This window comes from Streptomyces sp. NPDC054813, assembly GCF_053611365.1.
Genome location: NZ_JBSHAF010000003.1, coordinates 17,823 through 40,067, shown reverse-complemented (window position 1 = coordinate 40,067; position 22,245 = coordinate 17,823). Strand labels below are relative to the sequence as shown.

The window sequence follows — 22,245 nt, the reverse complement described above, 5'->3', positions numbered from 1 at the left end:
ACCCGCCGGTATTCCCCGCGCCCCGTCCGTACGCCGCTGCCCTACGCCTTCCATGCCGGGTCCCGCCCGGTCACCCCCAGCAGCCGCTCGAACTCCGGAGCCGCCTCCGCCACCGCCACCGGCTCCCCGAACATCCCCATCGCCCGCGCGGCCGGCGCCGGCCCCGCGACCTGCCCCGCAAGCTCCGCCACCACCGCCGGGTCGGCCGACGGCTCCCGCTGCCCGGTGGCCCGCGCCCGATCCCCAGGCCGACCGGACCATGGCGACGTCAGCCTGGTCGAGGGCGACAACCCGCCGATGTGGATCAACAGTTACGGCGGCTCCTCCCGCGACCGCGTCACCTGGGGCGTGAGCCCATGACCCCGAGGGGGCCGGTGCCCACCGCGGCACGGCGGTCGCACCGGCCCCTCCGCTCAGCGCGCCGACTGGAAGGCCCGGCCCGCCGCCGTGGCCGCCGTACCGTTCGTGAACAGCCCGCTGCTCGGCTTCGACGGGTCGGCGCCGAGCCCGAACCACGCGTAACGCTGGAGGTACGGCAGCGCGTCCAGCGCCTTCGCGGACGCGGTGACGAAGTCCGCCTGCTGCTGCGCGGACGGGAAACGCGTCCCCTGCGAGAAGTCGATCAGCGCGTACTCGGTGAGCCAGATCGGCTTGTGGTATCGCTCGTACACCGAGGCCAGATACGAGGTCAGCTGCTGCACGGCCTGCGGGGTGCGGAAGTCGCCGCCGTACCAGTGCAGCGTGATGAAGTCGACCCGGTACCCCTTCGCCTTCGCCCCGGACATGAACCGGTCCAGCCAGCCGCCGGCCGTGTCCGCGCCGTACGCCACCGCCGGGCTGCCCAGCACCTTGCCGGCCCCCATCAGCCTGGGCCACAGCTGCAGCGCCTGCTCGACCGTCATGTTCGACTGCTGCGCCATGTCGGGCTCGTTGAACCCCAGCAGGTACGGCCCCTGCGCACGGGCCTGCGCGAGCGACGCGTCGGTGACGGAGGCGGCGCCCCAGATCATCGGCACGAAGGAGGCCGCGCCCGGGGTCGTCACGCCCTGGTGCTGGGTGTTCCAGGTGTAGTACCAGCTCGCCCCGCTCGCGGCCAGCGCCGAAGTACCGGACGTACCCGGAGTACCGGAGGCCGCCGTGACGTGGGCGAGCACCCGCGCCGGATCAAGACTGGCCGGCACCGCCAGCAACGGCAGACCGCTCAGCAGTCGGTCCATCGGCAACAGCCCCCGCTCCAGGCCCGCGCACTCGCTACAGCCACGTATGTGACGGCCGAACCGCTTACGCCACAGGGGGCTCGGCAGGCCGTCCCACGGCGCGGCGATCTCGTCCAGCCGGGCACAGCGCGGATCGGCGCCCAGCCCGCGCACCACGCACCGCGAGACCTCCATCTGCTTCTTCATGCGCTGCACCCGTACGGCGGCATGCCGGTCGGACAGCCCCAGCGCACCGGCGAGGTCGGCGCGCTCCAGCTCACCGGTCTCCTCCAGCCACCACAGGGACAGCAGCTCCTGGTCGTCCGGATCGAGCCAGCGCGTCGCCTCGGCGGTCTCCCGGCGCTGTTCGGTCAGGCCCAGCCGCAGGATGGTCAGGCCGGCGAAGTCCAGGTCGGGGTCGGCCAGCACCTCCGCGTCCTCCAGCTGCGCCCGGCGGTCGCGGTCGGTGGCCCGCAGGCTCTCCCGGTTCCGTACCTGCCGGATCGTGATCGCGACCAGCCAGGACCGGAACGCCGACGGATCCCGCAGCTTCGGCAGCCCCCGCACCATGCGCAACAGCGTCTCCTGTACGACGTCGTCGACGTCGGCGTGGCCGTTCAGGGCCCGGCCGACGATGTTGTAGACCAGCGGCAGGCAGTGGGCCACCAGCTGCTCCAGGGCCCGCCCGTCACCCGCGCGTGCGGCCGTCACCAGGCCGGGGTCGGGCCCCCTCCGATGGTTCTCGATCATGTGGGTCTGTTCCTCCGCGCAGGGATCCGGCTGTGAGGCCGACTCTTGGACCGGCTGTGGGACCGGCTGTGGGACCGGCTGTGGGACCGGCTCTTGGAACGGAGACCCCCCGAGACGCACGGGGACAACAGAAAACCGGCGGGCCGACGTCGAAACCTGTTCGGGTCCGCAATTTATGTTGTACGGCCGCCGTGCACGAGGTCTCCGAGAGGCAGGCAACACATCCGGCACCGCCCGAGGAAGGCCCGAGGATGGCACGAGGACGCAGAAGACACGGCGCGAGACCACCGCGACGCCGCTGGTGGTACGCCTCCGCGGCCGCCGCCCTCGCTACGGCGGCAACCGTACTGATCACCTACGGCGCGTGGACACAGTCACCCGGAACCGACACCGCGAGCACGGTGGACCGCCGGACGACCGCAGCCGACCCCTCCGCACCGACGGCCACCTCGCCCGCCCCTTCCGCCGGCCACAGCGCGTCCCCGTCGCCCTCCGCGTCCCCGTCGCCGTCCTCGTCCTCGTCCCGCTCGGCCAAGCCGTCGGCCACGACCGCCCGGAAGCCGGCCACCGCGCCGCAACAGCGGGCCCCGGTGTCGGCCCCGGCCGGCCGGCGTCTGATCACGGTCGTCAACCGGACCGCGCAACCGGTCTGGGCGGTCGTCACCAACACCTCCGTCTACCCGGCGGGCCGCAGGCTCGCCCCCGGACAGAGCCTCTCACTGACCGTGGCCAACAACTGGGGCGGCCGCATCTGGGGCCGTACCGGATGCACCGGCACCGCCGCCGGCCCCTGCGCCTCCGGCGACTGCACCAGCGTCTGCACCGGCGCCAACCCGCCCACCACCCTGGGCGAGTTCACCTTCGACGCGTACGCGGGCATGGACTTCTACGACGTCAGCATGGTCGACGGCGCCAACCTGCCCATGTACATCAACATCTCCCACTCCACGACCACCGATCCGGTCAGCGACTCCGGCTGCTACCGGGGCGTCTGCACCACGGAGATCGACTGCCCCAAGGCGATGCAGGCCCTCTCCGGCGGCCGGGAGATCGGCTGCAAGCCGCCGTGCGCGGCGTTCGGCGGCGACACGTACTGCTGCCGCGGCGCCTGGGCGGGCCGCGACCACTGCGTCCCCGCCAAATGGCCCGTCGACTACACCCAGGTCTTCAAACGGGCCGCGCCGTACGCCTACTCGTACGCCTTCGACGACGCGGCGACCATGCCCTGCAAGGGCGCCTGCTACTACCGGGTGACCTTCGGGACGACCTAGCGTTCCGGTCGCAACGCGTCCTTGGAAGGCGTCCTCAGAAGGCGTACGGGTCCCCGGTCGCCAGCACCAGCACCCGCTGCCGGTCGTTCGTACGGTCGTGGTCCACCGCGCCTCCGCCCCACGCCACGTCGACCTCCAGCGTCACCTCCGCCGGCTGCGCCCGCAGCCGTACCGGAACCACCAGCTGCTCGCCGGGCAGGCCGACGGCGAGCGGCCCGGTACCGCACACCACCTCCCGGTCGCCGGAGCGGGCACAGGCGGCCGGCAGCCTCTGCGCGTCCGCCAGCGCCGCCGACCAGCTCAACCGCACGGTCGCGTCGGAGACGTCCTCCGGCCCGAGGTTGCGCGGGGTCACCCGGACCTCCACCAGGTCCCCGGTCATCACGACCGACCCGTGCACCTCCAGATCGGCGTCCCCGGCCCACGCGGCACCGCCCGCCCCGACCACCAGCGCGCCCACCGCAACCGCCCCGACCACCGCAAGCCCGTAACGACGCATCGCCATGCCACCCGTCCCGTCCGTGCTGTCCGTCCCGTCCGTCTCCGGCGTTCGTACGGATGTATGCCACCCATACCCTGCCGCAGGCGCCCTCCAACAGGTGACAGCCGGACGGCATGGCAGGCTGCGGGCATGCTCATCCTCCGCTCCGCCGCCCTCTTCGTCGTCGCCGCGTTCTTCGAGATCGGCGGCGCCTGGCTGGTCTGGCAGGGCGTACGGGAGCACCGGGGCTGGCTCTGGATCGCCGGCGGCATCCTGTCCCTCGGCGCCTACGGCTTCGTGGCCACGTTCCAGCCGGACGCCCACTTCGGCCGCATCCTGGCGGCATACGGCGGAATCTTCGTCGCGGGCTCGATCCTGTGGGGCGTGGTGGCCGACGGCTACCGCCCGGACCGCTGGGACCTCACGGGCGCGGCGGTATGCCTGGCAGGCATGGCGCTGATCATGTGGGCACCGAGGAACGGCGGCTGACCCTCACCTACGCTGGAGGAAGCCGACCGCCCACCGAGCATCAGGAGCACCGCATGGCCACCGCACCGTCCGCCGCCTCCCGCATCGCCGTCGTCACCGGTGCGAGCAGCGGAATCGGCGCCGCCACCGCCCGAAAGCTCGCCGCCGCCGGTTACCGCGTGGTCCTCACCGCCCGCCGCGAGGACCGTATCGAGGCGCTGGCCAAGGAGATCAACGAGGCCGGCCACCAGGCGACCGCCTACCCGCTGGACGTGACGGACCGCGCGGCCGTGGACGAGTTCGCGACCGCCTTCAAGACGATCGCCGTCCTCGTGAACAACGCCGGCGGAGCCCTCGGCGCCGACCCGGTGGCCACCGGCGACCCGGCCGACTGGCGCACGATGTACGAGACGAACGTCATCGGCACCCTCAACCTCACCCAGGCGCTGCTGCCCGGGCTGGAGGCGAGCGGCGACGGCACGGTGGTCGTCGTCTCCTCCACCGCAGGCCACGGCACCTACGAGGGCGGCGGCGGCTATGTCGCCGCCAAGCACGGCGCCCATGTCCTCGCCGAGACGCTCCGCCTGGAGATCGTCGGCAAGCCGGTCCGGGTCATCGAGATCGCCCCCGGCATGGTGAAGACGGACGAGTTCGCGCTGACCCGCTTCGGCGGCGACGAGGAGAAGGCGGCCAAGGTCTACCAGGGCGTCGCCGAGCCCCTGACGGCCGAGGACGTGGCGGACACGATCACCTGGACGGTGACCCGTCCCAGCCACGTCAACATCGATCTCCTGGTGGTACGCCCCCGCGCCCAGGCCTCCAACTCCAAGGTCCACCGGGACCTGTGATGCAGGACCGTCCGGACGAGGACCCCGCGGCCGCCCTGGACAGGCAACTGGAGGAAAGCCGCCTGAAGCAGGAGACCAGGAACGAACGCCAGGTCTGGTACTTCCTGGCCTACTTCCTCTTCGGCATCCACTTCCTCGCCTTCGTGATGATCTACGCGGTCCATCACGCGAAGTGAGCGCCGGATAACCCACACGGGCGAACCTCAGCGATCACCCGATCGCCGCACGAACATCCACCCCAGGAATGACGACCACGGAGCCACACCGCGTGCAGCGCAGAGCCCCGGTCTCATCGACCGGGGCTCTGCGCTGCGGTCCGCAGGTCATCCCTTGACACAGACAACCTGCTTGAGCTTCGCCACTACCTCCACGAGGTCCCGCTGCTGGTCGATGACCTGGTCGATGGACTTGTACGCGCCCGGGATCTCGTCCACGACACCGGAGTCCTTGCGGCACTCCACGCCCCGCGTCTGCTCCTCCAGGTCCTTGGTCGAGAAGCGCCGCTTGGCCGCGTTCCGGCTCATGCGCCGGCCCGCGCCGTGTGAAGCGGAGTTGAAGGACTTCTCGTTGCCGAGGCCCTTCACGATGTACGACCCGGTGCCCATGGAGCCGGGAATGATGCCGTACTCCCCGGCCTGGGCACTGATCGCACCCTTGCGGGTCACGAGCAGGTCCATGCCTTCGTACCGCTCGCGACTCACGTAGTTGTGGTGGCAGCTGACTTCAGGTTCGAAGGTGACCTTGGCCTTCTTGAACTCCTTGCGGATCACGTCCTTGAGAAGCGCCATCATGAGCGAGCGGTTGTATTTCGCATATTCCTGAGCCCAGTAGAGATCGTGCTCGTAGGCCGCCATCTGCGGGGTGTCCGCGACAAAGACGGCGAGGTCACGGTCGACCAGGCCCTGGTTGTGCGGAAGGTTCTGGGCCACGCCGATGTGGTGCTCGGCGAGTTCCTTGCCGATGTTCCGGGAACCGGAGTGCAGCATCAACCAAACAGAACCGGTCGTATCCGTGCACACTTCGACAAAATGATTTCCGGATCCGAGCGTTCCCATCTGCTGATGCGCCCGCCCCTGGCGGAATTTGACCGCATCGGCAACCCCGTCGAACCGCCCCCAGAACTCCCCCCACCCGGCCGTCGCCAGCCCGTGGAAGTCCCCCGGCTCGACCGGATCGTCATGCATCCCGCGCCCCACCGGAATCGCCTGCTCGATCTTCGACCGCAGCCGGGACAGGTCCCCGGGCAGGTCGTTGGCGGTCAGTGACGTCTTCACCGCCGACATGCCGCAGCCGATGTCGACGCCGACCGCCGCCGGGCACACGGCCCCCTGCATGGCGATGACCGACCCGACCGTGGCGCCCTTCCCGTAGTGGACGTCCGGCATGACCGCCAGGCCCTTGATCCACGGCAGGGTCGCGACGTTGCGCAGCTGCTGGAGCGCCACCTCCTCGACGGCGGCCGGGTCCGTCCACATCCGGATCGGCACCTTCGCGCCCGGCATCTCCACGTACGACATAACTTCCTCATTCCCCCGCGGACAGTCAAACAAAAAGGACAAAAGACTTAATGAAGGCATAACGCAAATGCGGCGCCAAGGCCACCGAAATCAGACTTGGGACCGGCGTTCACGGCAGTGCGTGCGGTACACATTGTCTCCAGGGGGCGCCCCGCTGCGGCAAGCGATTAACCAGCGGGGACACTGGAGCAGGACCGAGCGACCCAGTGAACGGAAGGGAGCCTGACCGTGCAGCGGAAGGCGTACGTAACCGGCACCGCCGCCCTCCTCGCGGCTCTGCTGGCCGGCTGCACGAGCGGTTCCAGCGGTGGCGACGACATCAGCGACAAGAACGCGGACACCGGCACCTCCACCGTCGCCGCCCAGCCCGGCAAGTACCGCTCCCTCCCCGAGCCCTGCGGCGCGGTGAGCCAGAACACCCTCGACTCCCTGCTCCCGGGCATCGCCCAGATCACCGACGAGGAGCAGCGCGACAAGGCGTACGCGGGCGAGGCCACGCTCACCTACGACACGGACCGCAAGGTCGGCTGCCACTGGAAGGTCGAGTCCACCGACGCCACGGACCGGCTCTCCGTCGACTTCGAGCGCGTGGTCTCCTACGACAACGCGGTCAGCGACGACAGCGAGGCGCAGACGATCTACACGCAGCGGGAGTCGGCGGCCGACATCCCCGAGTCCGCACCCCCGAGCGCCACCGAGTCGGAGTCCTCCTCCGGGTCGCCGTCCGGATCACCGTCCGGATCACCTTCGGGGTCGGCGTCCGGGACACCGTCCCCGTCCGCGTCCTCCTCGGACTCCACCAGCCCCTCCACCTCGGCGTCCGCCTCGGCGTCCGCCTCGACCCCCCCGGCCGACCTCCAGCCCCGCACCCTCGCCGACCTCGGCGACGAGGCGTATCTCGACGACCAGCTCAGCGGCTCCGGTTCGACGGCCGAACAGCGCACGGTGACTGTGGTGTTCCGCACGTCCAACGTCGTGGTGACCATCGAGTACGAGGAGCAGCCGATGGCCACCGGGACCGTCCCGGACAGCAAGGAACTGCAGGACAGGGCCCAGAATCTGGCCGCGCAGCTGGCCGAGGCCCTCAACAGCTGAGCACCCGGGCACGCCCTCCGCGCCCCGCCCGCAAAGCCCGCGAACCGAATCCGCACAGCTCCCTCACCGCGTACCGTGGCCCCTCGGACCCGATCCGACCGCAGGAACCCCGAACGTATGAGTGAAGGAACCATGCAGCGAGTAGCAGTCCAGCCAGACGACCAGCGCGACCGGAACGAGCGGAACGCACAGCGACGGGCAGGGCGCCTGCGCCGCGGCCTCGTCTGTGCGGCCGTCGTCCCCGCCGTGGCGCTGTTCGCGGCGGCCTGTTCCTCGGGCTCCGACGACGCCGCGAAGGAGACGGGCGGCGGCTCCAACCCGGCCACCGCTCCCACCGACTCCGGCTCCGGCACCGGCACCGCCGCTTCGCCGACCGTCCAGGCAGCCAAGTACCGGAAGCTGCCGGAGCCGTGTGCGGTGCTGTCGAAGAAGACGCTCACCGCACTCGTGCCGAAGGGTGCGAAGTCGGGCAAGGAGGGCGCTTCCGACGATGTGGCCACGCGGGGCAGTTGCTCCTGGAGCAGCCTGGACAACAACGGCGTCAAGGGCTCGCAGTTCCGCTGGCTCAACATCTCCTTCCTCCGCTTCGACTCGGACACCAGCCGCGGCTCCGGCGAGAAGCAGGCCGAGGCCTACTACGCGAGCCAGTGGCAGGAGGCGCAGTCCGTGACCGGCGCCAAGAACACCAAGTCGGAGCCGGTGACCGGGACCGGTGACCAGGCGACCGTCGTGCACTACGACCTGAAGAAGAAGGAAGGCGCCTTCCGGCAGCAGACGGTCGTGGCCCGGGTCGCGAACGTGGTCGTCACCGTCGACTACAACGGCGCGGGTCTGGCCGGCGAGAAGACCCCCGACGCGGGCACTCTCGCGAAGTCCGCGGAGAAGGCCGCCAAGGAGGCGGTGGCCTCGGTCGCGACGGCCAACGGCTCGGCCACGGCTCCGAGTTCACCTGCGGCGACGCCCTCGAAGCAGGCCTCCAAGTCGCCCTCCGCCAGTGCGTCGCCCTCCAAGTCGTCAACCAAGAAGGGCTGACCGGCAACACGCGCGCCGCACTGATGTGCCACCCTGTTGCGCGCAACAACACGCAAGGGGAGGGGAGTACGGGTGGCCGAGCGAATACAGCTGACTCGGATGCACCGCGTTCTCATCGGTGTGGTCGTGACCGGCGCGATGATCATCGCCGGCATCGGCTTCGCCGGCTCGTACGCGGCCGTCCGAGAGCTGGCCATCAAGAAGGGCTTCGGGAACTTCGCCTATGTCTTCCCGATCGGCATCGACGCGGGCATCTGCGTCCTGCTCGCCCTGGACCTGCTGCTGACCTGGATCCGCATCCCCTTCCCGCTGCTGCGGCAGACGGCCTGGCTGCTGACCGTCGCGACGATCGCCTTCAACGGCGCGGCGGCCTGGCCGGACCCGCTGGGCGTCGGCATGCACGCGGTGATCCCGGTCCTGTTCGTGGTCGCCGTCGAGGCCGCCCGCCACGCGATCGGCCGGATCGCGGACATCACGGCGGACAAGCACATGGAGGGGGTCCGCCTCACCCGGTGGCTGCTCTCCCCGGTGCCCACGTTCCTCCTCTGGCGCCGGATGAAGCTGTGGGAGCTGCGCTCCTACGACCAGGTCATCAAGCTGGAGCAGGAACGTCTCGTCTACCAGGCGAGACTGCGCTCCCGCTTCGGCAGGGCATGGCGCCGCAAGGCCCCGGTGGAGTCCCTGATGCCCCTGAGGCTGGCCCGCTACGGCGTCCCCCTGGCCCAGACGGCTCCGGAGGGCCTGGCTGCGGCGGGCATAGACCTGCCGGCGCTCCTGCCGGCTCCGCCGCCCGCGGCTGTCCCCGACCCCGTTCCGGCAGCCGCCGCGCCCGCTCTCGCTCCCGACTCGGCCGCGGGCAGTCGTGCCGCTGCGGCGGCGCCCGTCCCGCAGCAGGCGGCACCTCCCGGCGAGCAGCGCCCCGAGCTGGTCCGCGCCCCCAACGCCGGGCAGCCCGCATATGCGCCCGACCCTCAGCTGAACCCCTGGCTGCACGCGAGGGACCCCCAGCAGATCGAGTACCACGGCGACTACGACCCGACGTTCGAGCCCCAGTACACCGAGGAGCAGTACGCGGCGGCCTGGCAGGCACAGCAGCAGTACCAGCAGGACCAGTACCAGCAGGAACTGCTCCGGCAGCAACAGCAGTTCCCGCCCGCGCAGTTCGCGGAGGAGCAGTTCGCGGAGGAGCAGTTCCCGCCAGAGCAGCAGGGCCTGCCCGAGGAGTCCCCGTCGGAGACGACCGGCAGCTTCCCCATCCCCTCCGGCCCGGGCCGCACCCGTGAACTCGGCGAGGGCGGTGGCTCTCCGGAGCCGACCGAGGAAGACTTCTACCTGGTCTTCAAGAAGTCGATAGACGGCGGCTACCCCAGTTCGAGCCAGTTCCGGGGCGACGTGGACGCGACCTACGGCATCACGCTCGCGCAACGTGACGCGGAACGCATGGTCAACCGCTTCACCAACCGCCACACGGCGGAGCTGCAGGAAGACCACATCGCGTAGGACGCACGACGGCATGGGGAATTGAAGGCGTGACGGCATGACGAAGGGGCCCTCCGGTCGGAGGGCCCCTTCGTCATGCCGTCACGCCTTCATGCCGGCCTACTCGCCGAGCAGCCGCCGCACCCGCTCCTGCCCCACGGCGAGCAGCAGCGTGGGCAGCCGGGGCCCGGTGTCGCGCCCCACCAGCAGGTGGTACAGCAGGGCGAAGAACGTCCGCTGGGCGGTCTTGATCTCGGCCGGCAGCTCCTTGGCCGTCGCGTCGGCGGGGAACCCGGCCTGCACCTTGGGCACGCCGTACACGAGGTGCGTCAGTCCGTCCAGCGACCAGTGCTCGGCGAGCCCGTCGAGCAGCAGCCGTACCGACTGCTGGGTCGCCTCGTCGAGGGACTTCAGCAGTTCGGCGTCCGGCTCGTCCCGCACGATGGTGCGCTGGTCGGCCGGTACCTGGGTGTTGATCCAGGCCTCGGCCTTGTCGTACCGCGGCCGTGCCTCGTCCAGCGATCCCAGCGGGTTGGCCGGGTCCAGTTCGCTGAGGATCCGCAGTGCCTGGTCCTCGTGCCCGGCGGTGATGTCGGCGACCGACGCCAGCGTCCGGTACGGCAGCGGCCGCGGGGTCCGCGGCAGCTCACCGGCGGCCGTACCCACCGCACGCGCGTGCGCGGCGACGTCGGCGGGCAGCGCGGCGCCCTCGCCCACCTTGGCGTCGAGCTTGTCCCACTCGTCGTAGAGCCGCTGGATCTCCTGGTCGAAGGCGATCTTGAAGGACTGGTTGGGCCGGCGGCGGGCGTAGAGCCAGCGCAGGAGCTGCGGCTCCATGATCTTCAGCGCGTCGGCGGGCGTGGGCACGCCACCGCGCGAGGACGACATCTTCGCCATCCCGCTGATGCCCACGAACGCGTACATCGGCCCGATGGGCTGCTGCCCGCCGAAGATCCCGACGATCTGCCCGCCCACCTGGAAGCTCGACCCCGGCGACGAGTGGTCGACACCGCTCGGCTCGAAGACGACGCCCTCGTACGCCCAGCGCATCGGCCAGTCGACCTTCCAGACCAGCTTGCCCCGGTTGAACTCGCTCAGCCGGACGGTCTCGGTGAAGGCGCACTCGGTGCAGACGTACGTCAGCTCGGTGGTGTCGTCGTCGTACGCGGTGACCGTCGTCAGGTCCTTGCCGCAGCCGCCGCAGTACGGCTTGTACGGGAAGTACCCGGCGGAGCCCGCGGAACCGTCGTCCTCGTTCGCCGCGCCCGAGCCCTCCTCGGCCTCCAGCTCGGCCTCGTCGACGGCCTTCTGCTGCTGCTTCTTCGCGGGGGCCTTCCTGGTCCGGTACTGGTCGAGGATCGCGTCGATGTCACCGCGGTGCTTCATGGCGTGCAGGATCTGCTCCCGGTACACCCCGGAGGTGTACTGGGCGGTCTGGCTGATCCCGTCGAACTCCACGCCCAGCTCGGCCAGCGACTCGACCATCGCGGCCTTGAAGTGCTCGGCCCAGTTCGGGTACGCGGACCCCTGCGGGGCGGGCACCGAGGTGAGCGGCTTGCCGATGTGCTCGGCCCAGGACCCGTCGACGCCCGCGATGCCGGCCGGCACCTTGCGGTACCGGTCGTAGTCGTCCCAGGAGATCAGGTGCCGGACCTGGTGCCCGCGCCGCCGGACCTCGTCCGCGACCAGGTGCGGGGTCATGACCTCGCGCAGGTTCCCCAGGTGGATGGGGCCGGACGGGGAGAGCCCGGACGCGACGACGACCGGTTTGCCCGGGGCCCGACGCTCCGACTCCTCGATGACCTCATCCGCGAAACGGGAGACCCAGTCGGTGGTCTCGGTGCTCTGAGCCACGATCGGCACGTCCTTCTTTCTGGCATGGGACAGCCGGTACGGTCGCACGGCTGACCGCTCCATTGTCCCAGGCACTACGGCATCCACGAAAACGCCTTTACACAAGCGCACCCCAAGGCGGCGCAGCCGCCTATGGGGGCGCGGGGAACTGCGCGACCGACCCCCGCGGCGCCGCACCCGGCCACCCACCACACACCCCCGAGCTCGTAGCCGCAAAAACCCCTTTACCCCCCGTGAAATACTGGTCCCGTCCATCCGCACCCACGAGGAGAACGGCTCCCACCCCATGGCCTCGGTCACGTCGCTCACCGATCTCGTCAATCAGCGTCTCGCGGACGCCCTCTCGGCAACCCTGCCGGAGGCCGCCGTCGACCCGCTGCTGCGACGCAGTGACCGGGCCGACTTCCAGGCGAACGGCATCCTCGCCCTCGCCAAGAAGGCCAAGGCCAACCCCCGGGAGCTGGCGACCCAGGTCGTCTCCCACGTCGTCACCGGCGCGGACCTGATCAAGGACGTCGAGGTCTCCGGCCCCGGCTTCCTCAACGTCACCCTCTCCGACAAGGCGATCACCGAGAACCTGGCCGCGCGGTACGCGGACGGCGACCGGCTCGGCGTGGCGGCCAAGGAGAACCCCGGCATCACGGTCGTCGACTACGCCCAGCCGAACGTCGCCAAGGAGATGCACGTCGGCCACCTGCGGTCCGCGGTGATCGGCGACGCCCTGCGCGGCATGCTCGACTTCACCGGCGAGCGGACGATCGGCCGGCACCACATCGGCGACTGGGGCACCCAGTTCGGCATGCTCATCCAGTACCTGATCGAGAACCCGGACGAGCTGTCCGCGGAGACCGACACGGACGGCGAGCAGGCCATGTCGAACCTGAACCGGGTCTACAAGGCCTCCCGGGCGGTCTTCGACGCGGACGAGAGCTTCAAGGAGCGGGCCCGCAAGCGGGTGGTCGCCCTCCAGTCCGGCGACAAGGAGACGCTGGACCTGTGGCAGCGGTTCGTGGACGAGTCGAAGGTCTACTTCTACTCGGTCTTCGAGAAGCTCGACATGGAGATCCGGGACGACGAGATCGTCGGCGAGTCGGCGTACAACGACGGCATGCCCGAGACCGCCCGGCTCCTGGAGGAGATGGGTGTCGCGGTCCGTTCCGAGGGCGCGCTCGTGGTCTTCTTCGACGAGATCCGGGGCAAGGACGACCAGCCGGTCCCGCTGATCGTGCAGAAGGCGGACGGCGGCTTCGGCTACGCGGCCTCGGACCTGACGGCGATCCGCAACCGGGTCACCGACCTGCACGCCACCTCGCTGCTCTACGTCGTGGACGTGCGTCAGTCGCTGCACTTCAAGATGGTCTTCGAGGCGGCACGGCGGGCCGGCTGGCTCACCGACGACGTCACCGCGCACAACATGGGCTACGGCACGGTGCTGGGCGCGGACGGCAAGCCGTTCAAGACGCGTGAGGGCGAGACCGTACGGCTGGAGGACCTGCTGGACGAGGCGGTGCAGCGGGCCGCCGGCGTGGTCCGGGAGAAGGCGCAGGACCTCACCGAGGCGGAGATCCAGGAGCGGGCCCAGCAGGTCGGCATCGGCGCCGTGAAGTACGCGGACCTGTCGACGTCGCCCAGCCGGGACTACAAGTTCGACCTGGACCAGATGGTCTCCCTGAACGGCGACACGAGCGTCTACCTCCAGTACGCGTACGCCCGTATCCAGTCGATCCTCCGCAAGGCGGGGGACGTCCGGCCCGCCGCGCACCCGGAGCTGGAACTGCACACGGCGGAGCGGGCGCTGGGCCTGCACCTGGACGCGTTCGGCGACACGGTCTTCGAGGCCGCGGCGGAGTACGCCCCGCACAAGCTGGCCGCTTACCTGTACCAGCTGGCGTCGCTGTACACGTCGTTCTACGACAAGTGCCCGGTCCTGAAGGCCGACACCCCGGCCCAGGTGGAGAACCGCCTCCTCATGTGCGACATGACGGCCCGCACCCTCCACCAGGGCATGGCCCTGCTGGGGATCCGGACGCCCGAGCGGCTCTGAAGCCTGAAGCCTGAAACCGCCCGGGCCGTCCGGGCGGCTCAGCAGTAGGCGTTGAAGTCCCAGAACGCGGCCTTGGTCGCCGGTCCCGCGACGCCGTCGACGTCGAGGTTGTAGCCGTACTGGTTCAGGTAGCGCTGCAGCGCCCTGATCGTGTTCGGTCCGACGACCCCGTCGACGGTACCGGCGCCGAGGCCCTGGTCGTTGAACATCTGCTGGGCCGCCTTCCAGCTGTTGGTGCCCAACTGCCCGTCGATCGTGCCGGGGCTGTAGCCCCACCTCGCCATCCAGCACTGCCAGTTCGCGGCGTGGGCGGTGTCCAGGCCGAGGTTGTTCACCGCCTGGATGCCGGCGGTCCGGGAACTCGCCGCCGCCTTGGCGGCCGGCTGCGAGGCCGCGAAACTCGTGCCCGCGGCCGCCAGGCTTCCGGCGGCGAGCCCCGCCACGGCGGCGACACTGACGAGGGTCCTGGCCACAACGTTCGATCGCATGCGTTCCTCTTTCCGGTCGCGAGAACAGATCGACACGAGCGTGCGGGCCCGACGACGGCGGAAGCCACACCTCCCCCACAAGTGACGGCCGGGCGGGACGCCGTACCCGTTGACCTGCGCGGAAGCCGTCCGCCGCGGCGGTACGACAGGACGGCCACCGCGGACTCATACGGGCACCGGCCCCGATCCGTCAGCCGGACAGGGGCGACGATCGGGGGGTCATGTCGCGGCACGGGAAAGCGCTGCCTGTCGAACTGGAGCCGTGCTTACGGCAGTTGATCTTCCGGTTGCGCCGGCTGAAGGAGCGCAGCGGGCTGAGTCTGCACCGGCTGGCGTCGCACACCGGGTACAGCCCGAAGTCCTGGGAGCGCTATCTGGCGGGCCGTTCGCTGCCGCCCCCGGAGGCAGTGGCAGCACTGGCCCGGCTCGGCGGCGGCGATCCGGTGGGGCTGCTCGCGCTGCACGAGGTCGCGGCCCGGGGCGGCGGCGCGGAGGCGGTGCCCGCCGCCCTGCGCGCGTTACGGGACCGCACCGGGCTGAGCCTGGCGGGGCTGGCGGCGAAGACGACGTTCAGCAAGTCGTCCTGGCAGCGCTATCTGGGCGGCCGTGCCCTGCCGCCGCGCGCGGCCGTGGAGCAGCTGTGCGCCCTGGCCGGTGAACCGGCGGGGCGCTGTCTGGCGCTGCGGGAGGTGGTCGCGGCGCAGGGGTACGGCGGGGGGTGACGGGACCGCTTCCCATGGTCGCCAACGTCGTTGTCAGTGGCCGCCCTTACAGTCTGTGGCATGGCGACTCTTCCCAACCCGCTGCCCAAGCTGGCGACCGACCCGAGCGGTCGGTCCCTGGGGCTCCAACTCCCGCCCGGGACACTGCTGGACGAGACCCTGGACGGCCCGTGGCACCAGCCGTTGCTGTGGTACGCGGGGCAGCCCGCCGGTCCCGGGACCTGGACGGCGCTGGGTGCGCCGGCCGCCCGCGCGGGGCTGCTGCCGGTGCTGATCGACGTCTCCGAGGTCGACGACTGGGACTTCGCGCCCGAGGAGACGTCGTACCCCGGGGACCACGACGCCGACGAGGTGCTGGAGGACTACTGGGAGGAAGACCCGCCGGACGGCGCGGAGTGGCCGGGGCTGGCCCTCGCCCCGACGCTGGTCGCCCACCCGGACGCGCGGGCCGCCGACGTCGCCGACGCGCTGAGCCAGGGGCGGCCCTGGCTGAAGGAGCCGCATCTGGCGCTGGTGTCGGCCCGGCGCAGCGCGGACATACCGGCGGCGATCGGCTGGAGCGGGCCGGTCAACTACGAGGAGGACGTGGCCCGGCTGTGCGCGGTGCTGCGCTCCTGGGAGGACCGCTTCGGGATACGGGTGGTGGCCCTCGGCCTGGACCATCTCGCCGTCTCCGTGGCCGCCCCGCCCGCCGACCTCGACGAGGCGGAGGCGGTGGCCGCCGAGCACTTCGCGTTCTGCCCGTACAGCGTGCTGCCCGGCGCCGACGACACCCTGTCCTCGTACGCCGAGCAACTGGTCGGCGAGCGGCTGTGGCACTTCTGGTGGGACTGACCCGGTGCGACTGACCCGGTGGGGCTGACCCGGTGGGGCACATCCGGTGGGGCACATCCGGTGGGGCTGACCCGCCTCAGCCGCTGAGCCCAGCGGCCAGCCTCCGCAGGCCCTCCGCGATCTCCTCGGGTGTCTGGGTCACGAAGCACAGGCGCAGGGTGGAGCGGTCGGGGTCGGCGGCGTAGAAGGGCTCACCGGGGACGTAGGCCACGTCGTGCTCCACCGCCCGGCGGAGCAGGGCGGTGGTGTCGTACGGCTCCGGGAGCCGGGCCCAGAGGAACATGCCGCCCTCGGGGCGGTTCCAGGTGGAGCCGGCCGGCAGGGCGTCGGCGAGGCCGGCCAGCATGGCGTCCCGGCGTGCGCCGTACACGGCGCGCACCGTGGCGACATGGCCGTCCAGGACGTCCAGGTAGCGGGCGGCGGCGAGCTGGTTGAGGGTCGGGGTGTGCAGGTCGGCCGCCTGCTTGGCCACCGCGCAGGCGCGGCGCAGCGCACCCGGGGCGCGGAGCCAGCCGAGGCGCAGGCCGGGGGCCATCACCTTGGAGAAGGAGCCGAGCAGGACCACCCGGTCCGCGGCGCCGGGGGAGGACGCGATCCAGGGGACGCGGTCGCCGTCGTAGCGGAGTTCGCCGTAGGGGTCGTCCTCGACGATCCACAGGCCGTGCCGGGCGGCGGTGGTGGCGAGGGCGGCGCGGCGGGCGGCGGGCATGGTGCGGCCGGTGGGGTTCTGGAAGGTGGGGACGAGGTAGAGGAGCTTGGGCCGCTCGGCACGGATGAGTTCCTCCAGGGCGGCCGGGTCGACGCCGTCCGCATCGCCCGGGACGGGCAGGATCCGGGCGCCGGCCAGGCCGAACACCTGAAGTGCCGCCAGATAGCAGGGGCTTTCGACGAGGACCGTGTCACCGGGATCTATCAGCGCGCTCGCCAGGAGGGAGAGGGCCTGCTGGGAGCCGGTGGTGATCAGGAGGTCGTCGGGGTCGGTGGGCAGGCCCTGTGCGGTGACGCGTGCGGCCAGTCCGGATCTCAGGGCCGGCTCGCCCTCCGTCGTCGAGTACTGCAACGCCCGCTCCGGCGACTCCTCCAGCACCGCCCGGAAGGCGGCCGCGATGCCCTCCCGGTCGAAGAGTTCGGGGGCCGGCAGCCCGCCCGCGAAGTTGATCACCTCGGGGCGTGCGGTCACCGCGAGGATCTCCCGTACCGGCGAACCGCCGACGGCACGGGCACGGGCCGCGAGCGGCGGCAGGGCGGCTGGGGCACTGGTTGCGGTCATGGACGGCTCCTCGGGCTGATCCTCGTCTTGGCCGGAGCCTAGAGAGACAGATGCCGTCTACACCCGTGATTCCGCGATACGGACGAACGGCGCCCCGCTCCCCGATCCGGGCACCCGGGCGTCCCGTACCGGCGTCCCACGGGATGGGATCCGTGCAGGTCACAGGCGTGGACCGGGCTCACTCGTCCCGAATCGTCCGGGCGGTCTGGCGGTTCGGGCGCCCCGGCCCACAGGCTGAGGGCACACCGAGATCGCCGACCATGCTGATCATGTCGATCACGCCGAGCACGCCGAGCACGCCGAGCACGCCGACGACGTCAAGGGAGCCCTCGCATGTCCGCCGCCAAGCACCCCGCCCCGGCCGCCGGCCGCCGCCGTCTCCTGGCGGCGGCAGCCCTGGCGCTGGTCACCGCGACCGCCCTCAGCGGCTGCCGGGACGGCGAGGGCGTACGCGACGAGGGCCCCTCGGCCGCGTCCCTGTCTCACCCCGCCGACGACGCGGTCCGCCAGGCCTCGCCGCCCAGCGGGAACTCGTAGGCGGGCCGCCCGTTGTTGCCGCTCGTGCGGAACGGCCGCCCCTTGTCGTCGATCCGCAGCGTCCCGTGCCGCGACCCGCTGGACCAGGACAGCTCCAGGTACCAGCCCACGGAGTACGCCGAGGCGTCGGCCCTGACGTAGAACACCTCGGGGTCCGACTCGCTCACCTTGAAGGGGAAGTCCCGGTGCCCGGCCTCCGGCACGACCGCCGGCCGCATCGCGTCCAGGGCGACGGTGAAGGAGCGGGTGGGCACGTTCCCGCCGCAGCCGACGCCCGGGTATCCCATCGCGTAGTCGTTCCAGGCGAGCGGCGAACTCCGCTCCGCCGTACGGACCGTGAGCCCCTCCAGCACCACGGACTCGCTGCCGGTGCCCTGCACGGTCAGCGTGACGTACTGCTCCCCCGAGGAGACCGCCTGGTGCGCGGTCACCCACGCGGTCGCGTCGGACTCCAGAGGTGGCGGCGCCACATCGGCCGGGGCCCGGTCGATCAGGTAATGCTGGGAGCAGGGGCTTTCCCAGCTGTAGGGCTGGGTGTTGACGGTGAGCGGGGGTGCGGCGGTGCTGTCGTCCGCGGTGGGCGAGGAGCCGGCCGAGGCGGTGTCCTCGGCCGGACCGGCAGCCGGCGCCGAGGACGAGGCGGAGGGGGTCCGCGAGGCAGCGGACGAGCCGGCCGTCGGCGCCGTCGAGGAGCGGTGCGTGCGGTGCGGAGCGGCGCCGGCCGCGGTGGTGACGCCCGCCGGACCCGTGCCCTTCTCGTCCGTCCCGCCGGAGGGCAGCTGTACGGCGGCGAGGGCGGCGCCGAACAGGGCGACGACCGCGATCCCGGCGAGGAGCGCGGGCCGCGGAACCCGGCGGCCACGCACGGCGGCGCCCGGCCCGACCACCACCTCCGGCACCGGCATAGGGTCCGCCTCCGGCACCGACATGGGATCCGACTCCGGCTCCGGCACCCGCTCCGGTTCCGGCACCCGCTCCGGCTCTGCTGTTACGACTGCCTCGGCCGGCTTTTCCACCCTCTCCGGCTTCTCAGGACTCTCCGGCTTCTCGGGCTTCTCGGGCTTCTCCGGGGCGTCCGCCTTCCGTCCCCGTCCCGCATCCGCCAGCACCCACCGCCGATGCAGTTCGACGAGTTCCTCGGGGCCGGCCTTGCAGAGCCGGGCGAGACGTTCCACGGGGGCGTAGTCCGCCGGTATGGCGTCCCCGTTGCAGTAGCGGTGCAGGGTCGAGGTGCTCATGTGCAGCCGCTTGGCGAGCGTGCCGTAACTCAGTCCCGAGCGGTCCTTCAGCTCCCGCAACAGCTCCGCGAAGCCGCTTCCCGCAGCACTGTCCGACACGGTTCCTCCATCCCCCCGCATCCCGTTCCCGCGTTCCAGGGAAGGGATGTTCTCCCAGGTCAAAGCCGATATGGCCGTTCCAGCGTCCCTGATCGTCCGGCAACTGTGGCGGACGGGACGGGGCGGCCCACAGGCTGTGGCCATCCAAGCACGCCGCCACTCGAAAGAGGATTCGCCATGCGTACCGCCCGCCGTGTCCGCCTGCTCGCCGCCACCGGCGCCGCCGTCGCCGCCCTCGCCCTCACGGCCTGTGAGAACGGAACGGGCGCACGGGACGAGGGAGCGTCCCGGCCGACGACGACCACGTCGACGCCGACGGCAGCGACGCCGAAGCCCTCACAGACCGCCGACGGCGGCACCGGGACGGGCACCGGCACCGGCACCGGCACCGAAAAGTCCACGCCCGCACCCGTGAGCGACACGGCCACGAAGACGCCGAGCGGCGGGAGCGGCGGCGGCAAGTCGACCCCCGTGCTGTGCAACGGCTCCGACACCGCCGTCACCGTCCAGCCGCTCTCCCGTCCGCTGAACCACATGCTGATCACGGTGCGGAACACCGGCAGCAGGACCTGCTACCTCACCTACTACCCCGTGCTCCGCTTCGACGAGATGCAGTGGGTTCCGCAGCCCGCCGAGGAGACCCACCCGCAGGCGGTCACCACCCTCGCCCCGGGCGAGTCCGGGTACGCGGGTGTGCTGCTGTCCGCGGCCGACGGCAGTGGCGACGGCGGTACGACCGGCCGCAAGCTGGTCGTCGCCTTCCAGGGCAGGTCCCCGAACAGCAGCGGCGGTGCCTCGGCGACACCGTCGCTGCCGGCGAAGGGCGTGTACTACGACAGCTCGCTGCGGGTGACGTACTGGCAGCAGGACCGCGACGACGCCCTCAACTGGTGAGCCGGTGGCCCGAGGTGTCTCAGGCCTTCGCGCCGAGCGCCGCGTAGACGTTGATGTCGGCGTCCGTGACGTCGTTGATGTCGGCGTAACGGACCCGCTCGATGTGGTCTAGGGACTCCAGGAACGCGGCGTCCGGCTGTTCGGGGACGGGCGCCGAGTTGTCGGGGCGCCAGCGGTGCACGGGGACCACGCCCGGCTCGGCCAGGGCGAGGGAGTTCTCGGTGAAGAAGCGCTCGACCTCGGCCCGGGAGCGCAGCACGAAGCTGAAGCCGCGCGAGGTGTACTCCCGCTGGACCGCCCGGATGTTCTCCGGGTTGAGGTCCTCGGTGAGGTGGCTGAGCACCACCCGGCTGCCGGCGGGCAGCGCCTCGACGAACTCGCGGACGATCGGGTAGGCCTCCTCGTCCTCCACGAAGTGCAGGATCGCCACCAGGCACAGGGCGATCGGCTGGTCGAAGTCCAGCGTCTTCGCGGCCTGTTCGAGGATCTGCGCCGGGTTCTTGAAGTCGGCGTCGAGGTAGTCGGTACGGCCCTCGGGTCCGCTGGTGAGCAGGGCGCGGGCGTGGGTGAGGACGATCGGGTCGTTGTCGACGTACACGACCCGGGAGTCGGGGGTGATCCGCTGGGCTATCTGGTGGACGTTCTCCGCGGTGGGCAGGCCGGTGCCGATGTCGAGGAACTGGCGGATGCCGTCCTCGTCGGCCAGCGTGTTCACGGCGCGGCGCAGGAAGTCGCGGTTGTGCCGGACGTCGAGGTAGCCGCGCGGGTTGGCGGAGAGCGCGGCGGAGGCCGCGGCCAGGTCGGCGGGGTAGTGGTCCTTGCCACCGAGGAAGACGTCGTAGACGCGGGCCGGGTGTGCCCTGGTGGTGTCGATCCTCCTGCTCAGCTCGCCGGGGTCTTGGCCGAGGGCGTCGCCGGACATGGGCGTCTCCAATGATCCAACACGGAATCAGGTGGCAACAACCTAACTCCGCGCGGGACTTGAAAGTGCCCGCCGCGAGATCTCACAGCGGGCACCGACCTCTGCCTGCGAGGCTCAGCCGAGCATCCGGGCGGCCTCGACCGCCCAGTACGTGAGGATGTTCTGTGCGCCGGCCCGTTTGATGCCGGTGAGGGTCTCCAGGATGGCCCGGTCCCGGTCGATCCAGCCCTTCTCGGCGGCGGCCTCGACCATCGAGTACTCGCCGGAGATCTGGTAGGCGGCGACCGGCACGTCCACGGCGTCGGCGACCCGGGCGAGGATGTCGAGGTAGGGCCCGGCCGGCTTGACCATCACCATGTCGGCCCCCTCCTCCAGGTCCAGGGCCAGCTCCCGCATCGACTCCCGCGCGTTCGGGGGGTCCTGCTGGTAGGTCTTGCGGTCCCCCTTGAGGGACGAGCCGACGGCCTCCCGGAAGGGCCCGTAGAAGGCGGAGGCGTACTTCGCGGTGTAGGCGAGGATCGCGACGTCCTCCCGCCCGATCTGGTCGAGGGCGTCGCGGATGACGCCGATCTGCCCGTCCATCATCCCGCTGGGCCCCACGACATGGGCGCCCGCGTCGGCCTGCACCTGGGCCATCTCGGCGTACCGCTCCAGGGTGGCGTCGTTGTCCACGCGGCCCTCGGCGTCCAGCACCCCGCAGTGCCCGTGGTCGATGGTCTCGTCGAGACAGAGGTCGGACATCACGAGCAGCTCGTCGCCGACCTCGGCCCGCACGTCCCGCAGGGCGACCTGGAGGATCCCGTCGGGGTCGGTGCCGGGCGTGCCGAGGGCGTCCTTCTTGCCCTCCTCCGGCACCCCGAACAGCATGATCCCGGAGATGCCCGCCTCGACGGCCTCCAGGGCCGCCTTCTTCAGGGTGTCCCGGGTGTGCTGCACGACGCCGGGCATGGCGGCGATCGGCACCGGTTCGGTGACACCCTCGCGCACGAACGCCGGGAGGATGAAGTCCGCGGGGTGCAGCCGGGTCTCGGCGACCATGCGCCGCATGACGGGGGTGGTCCGCAGCCGCCGCGGCCGCGTGCCGGGGAAGGAGCCGTACTTCGTCATGCCCCTACGCTACGCCCGTCACCTGCACGCACTTGCCGACGTGACGTCGGTGCTCCGGCCGGGCGGGCCGGAGCGTCAGGTCAGGGAAGAAGACCCTCG

The 22,245-nt window shown here is 71.2% G+C and carries 24 protein-coding genes; 12 read left to right on the top strand and 12 right to left on the bottom strand.

Features of this window, described 5'->3' with window-relative positions:
* Positions 1–41: 41 nt before the first annotated feature.
* The 3 genes from ACWGJB_RS06195 to ACWGJB_RS06185 all read right to left on the bottom strand — a co-directional run bounded on the left by ACWGJB_RS06195 (position 42) and on the right by ACWGJB_RS06185 (position 2,493).
* On the bottom strand, positions 42–191 hold the full coding sequence (locus ACWGJB_RS06195) for a hypothetical protein (protein ID WP_453379078.1): 150 nt from the start codon (positions 189–191) through the stop codon (positions 42–44).
* Between the two features lie 222 nt (positions 192–413).
* Positions 414–1,946: a sigma-70 family RNA polymerase sigma factor gene (locus ACWGJB_RS06190; RefSeq protein ID WP_453379077.1), complete on the bottom strand. Its 1,533-nt coding sequence runs from the start codon at positions 1,944–1,946 to the stop codon at positions 414–416.
* A 355-nt stretch (positions 1,947–2,301) separates the two neighbouring features.
* Complete coding sequence (locus tag ACWGJB_RS06185; RefSeq protein ID WP_453379076.1) at positions 2,302–2,493, bottom strand: hypothetical protein; 192 nt, start codon at positions 2,491–2,493, stop codon at positions 2,302–2,304.
* Positions 2,494–2,536: 43 nt separating this feature from the next.
* Here ACWGJB_RS06185 and ACWGJB_RS06180 point away from each other — a divergent pair, with 43 nt between their 5' ends.
* Entirely contained in the window at positions 2,537–3,217 is a 681-nt protein-coding gene (locus ACWGJB_RS06180; protein ID WP_453379075.1) for a thaumatin family protein, read from the top strand.
* A 34-nt stretch (positions 3,218–3,251) separates the two neighbouring features.
* Here the strand turns inward: ACWGJB_RS06180 and ACWGJB_RS06175 are convergent, their stop codons facing one another.
* Positions 3,252–3,722: a hypothetical protein gene (locus ACWGJB_RS06175; RefSeq protein ID WP_453379074.1), complete on the bottom strand. Its 471-nt coding sequence runs from the start codon at positions 3,720–3,722 to the stop codon at positions 3,252–3,254.
* 126 nt (positions 3,723–3,848) lie between these two features.
* On the opposite strand from ACWGJB_RS06175, the gene ACWGJB_RS06170 reads away from it, so the two are divergent.
* Genes ACWGJB_RS06170 through ACWGJB_RS06160 form a run of 3 tightly spaced genes read left to right on the top strand, consistent with a single transcriptional unit; the run spans position 3,849 to position 5,190 of the window.
* On the top strand, positions 3,849–4,187 hold the full coding sequence (locus ACWGJB_RS06170) for a YnfA family protein (RefSeq protein WP_403433500.1): 339 nt from the start codon (positions 3,849–3,851) through the stop codon (positions 4,185–4,187).
* A 53-nt stretch (positions 4,188–4,240) separates the two neighbouring features.
* A complete protein-coding gene (locus tag ACWGJB_RS06165; RefSeq protein ID WP_453379073.1) occupies positions 4,241–5,014 on the top strand; it encodes an SDR family NAD(P)-dependent oxidoreductase in 774 nt (257 codons plus the stop codon).
* Complete coding sequence (locus tag ACWGJB_RS06160; protein WP_453379072.1) at positions 5,014–5,190, top strand: hypothetical protein; 177 nt, start codon at positions 5,014–5,016, stop codon at positions 5,188–5,190. Before ACWGJB_RS06165 ends, ACWGJB_RS06160 begins: the two co-directional genes overlap by 1 nt.
* 147 nt (positions 5,191–5,337) lie before the next feature.
* Here the strand turns inward: ACWGJB_RS06160 and ACWGJB_RS06155 are convergent, their stop codons facing one another.
* Entirely contained in the window at positions 5,338–6,531 is a 1,194-nt protein-coding gene (locus ACWGJB_RS06155; protein WP_453379071.1) for an RtcB family protein, read from the bottom strand.
* A gap of 228 nt (positions 6,532–6,759) precedes the next feature.
* Between ACWGJB_RS06155 and ACWGJB_RS06150 the strand changes: the two genes are divergently transcribed.
* From ACWGJB_RS06150 to ACWGJB_RS06140, 3 genes are all read left to right on the top strand, one after another.
* On the top strand, positions 6,760–7,626 hold the full coding sequence (locus ACWGJB_RS06150) for a DUF3558 domain-containing protein (RefSeq protein WP_453379070.1): 867 nt from the start codon (positions 6,760–6,762) through the stop codon (positions 7,624–7,626).
* A 117-nt stretch (positions 7,627–7,743) separates the two neighbouring features.
* On the top strand, positions 7,744–8,658 hold the full coding sequence (locus ACWGJB_RS06145; protein ID WP_453379069.1) for a DUF3558 domain-containing protein: 915 nt from the start codon (positions 7,744–7,746) through the stop codon (positions 8,656–8,658).
* 99 nt (positions 8,659–8,757) lie between these two features.
* Positions 8,758–10,158 (top strand): DUF2637 domain-containing protein, encoded by a 1,401-nt coding sequence (locus tag ACWGJB_RS06140; protein ID WP_453379457.1) that lies wholly within the window; start codon positions 8,758–8,760, stop codon positions 10,156–10,158.
* Between the two features lie 99 nt (positions 10,159–10,257).
* Here ACWGJB_RS06140 and lysS read toward each other — a convergent pair whose 3' ends face one another.
* Positions 10,258–12,000, bottom strand: coding sequence for a lysine--tRNA ligase (gene lysS, locus ACWGJB_RS06135; protein WP_453379068.1), 1,743 nt, complete (start codon positions 11,998–12,000; stop codon positions 10,258–10,260).
* A gap of 277 nt (positions 12,001–12,277) precedes the next feature.
* Here lysS and argS point away from each other — a divergent pair, with 277 nt between their 5' ends.
* Positions 12,278–14,035, top strand: a complete 1,758-nt coding sequence (gene argS / locus ACWGJB_RS06130) for an arginine--tRNA ligase (protein WP_453379067.1) — start codon at positions 12,278–12,280, stop codon at positions 14,033–14,035.
* A 38-nt stretch (positions 14,036–14,073) separates the two neighbouring features.
* On the opposite strand, the gene ACWGJB_RS06125 is transcribed toward argS, so the two are convergent.
* Positions 14,074–14,523, bottom strand: a complete 450-nt coding sequence (locus tag ACWGJB_RS06125) for a peptidoglycan-binding domain-containing protein (protein ID WP_453379066.1) — start codon at positions 14,521–14,523, stop codon at positions 14,074–14,076.
* A 221-nt stretch (positions 14,524–14,744) separates the two neighbouring features.
* Between ACWGJB_RS06125 and ACWGJB_RS06120 the strand changes: the two genes are divergently transcribed.
* Both ACWGJB_RS06120 and ACWGJB_RS06115 read left to right on the top strand, forming a co-directional pair.
* Complete coding sequence (locus ACWGJB_RS06120) at positions 14,745–15,245, top strand: helix-turn-helix domain-containing protein (protein WP_453379065.1); 501 nt, start codon at positions 14,745–14,747, stop codon at positions 15,243–15,245.
* A 60-nt stretch (positions 15,246–15,305) separates the two neighbouring features.
* Positions 15,306–16,079, top strand: coding sequence for a DUF4253 domain-containing protein (locus ACWGJB_RS06115; RefSeq protein ID WP_453379064.1), 774 nt, complete (start codon positions 15,306–15,308; stop codon positions 16,077–16,079).
* Between the two features lie 76 nt (positions 16,080–16,155).
* On the opposite strand, the gene ACWGJB_RS06110 is transcribed toward ACWGJB_RS06115, so the two are convergent.
* Together ACWGJB_RS06110 and ACWGJB_RS06105 are read right to left on the bottom strand one after the other, a co-directional pair.
* Positions 16,156–17,349: an aminotransferase-like domain-containing protein gene (locus tag ACWGJB_RS06110; protein ID WP_453379063.1), complete on the bottom strand. Its 1,194-nt coding sequence runs from the start codon at positions 17,347–17,349 to the stop codon at positions 16,156–16,158.
* Between the two features lie 178 nt (positions 17,350–17,527).
* Positions 17,528–17,656, bottom strand: a complete 129-nt coding sequence (locus ACWGJB_RS06105) for a hypothetical protein (protein ID WP_453379062.1) — start codon at positions 17,654–17,656, stop codon at positions 17,528–17,530.
* Positions 17,657–17,682: 26 nt separating this feature from the next.
* Here ACWGJB_RS06105 and ACWGJB_RS06100 point away from each other — a divergent pair, with 26 nt between their 5' ends.
* On the top strand, positions 17,683–17,886 hold the full coding sequence (locus ACWGJB_RS06100) for a hypothetical protein (RefSeq protein ID WP_453379061.1): 204 nt from the start codon (positions 17,683–17,685) through the stop codon (positions 17,884–17,886).
* On the opposite strand, the gene ACWGJB_RS06095 is transcribed toward ACWGJB_RS06100, so the two are convergent.
* Positions 17,832–19,223: a helix-turn-helix domain-containing protein gene (locus tag ACWGJB_RS06095; protein ID WP_453379060.1), complete on the bottom strand. Its 1,392-nt coding sequence runs from the start codon at positions 19,221–19,223 to the stop codon at positions 17,832–17,834. The two genes, ACWGJB_RS06100 and ACWGJB_RS06095, sit on opposite strands and share 55 nt — an antisense overlap.
* A 177-nt stretch (positions 19,224–19,400) precedes the next feature.
* On the opposite strand from ACWGJB_RS06095, the gene ACWGJB_RS06090 reads away from it, so the two are divergent.
* The gene (locus tag ACWGJB_RS06090; RefSeq protein WP_453379059.1) at positions 19,401–20,117 is read left to right on the top strand and encodes a DUF4232 domain-containing protein; all 717 of its coding nucleotides are present in this window, start codon (positions 19,401–19,403) and stop codon (positions 20,115–20,117) included.
* A gap of 19 nt (positions 20,118–20,136) precedes the next feature.
* Here the strand turns inward: ACWGJB_RS06090 and ACWGJB_RS06085 are convergent, their stop codons facing one another.
* Both ACWGJB_RS06085 and hemB read right to left on the bottom strand, forming a co-directional pair.
* On the bottom strand, positions 20,137–21,039 hold the full coding sequence (locus ACWGJB_RS06085; protein WP_453379058.1) for an SAM-dependent methyltransferase: 903 nt from the start codon (positions 21,037–21,039) through the stop codon (positions 20,137–20,139).
* A gap of 114 nt (positions 21,040–21,153) precedes the next feature.
* Positions 21,154–22,146 carry a porphobilinogen synthase gene (gene hemB, locus ACWGJB_RS06080; protein WP_453379057.1) on the bottom strand — a complete coding sequence of 331 codons (993 nt, stop codon included), beginning with the start codon at positions 22,144–22,146 and terminating at the stop codon, positions 21,154–21,156.
* Positions 22,147–22,245: the final 99 nt, after the last annotated feature.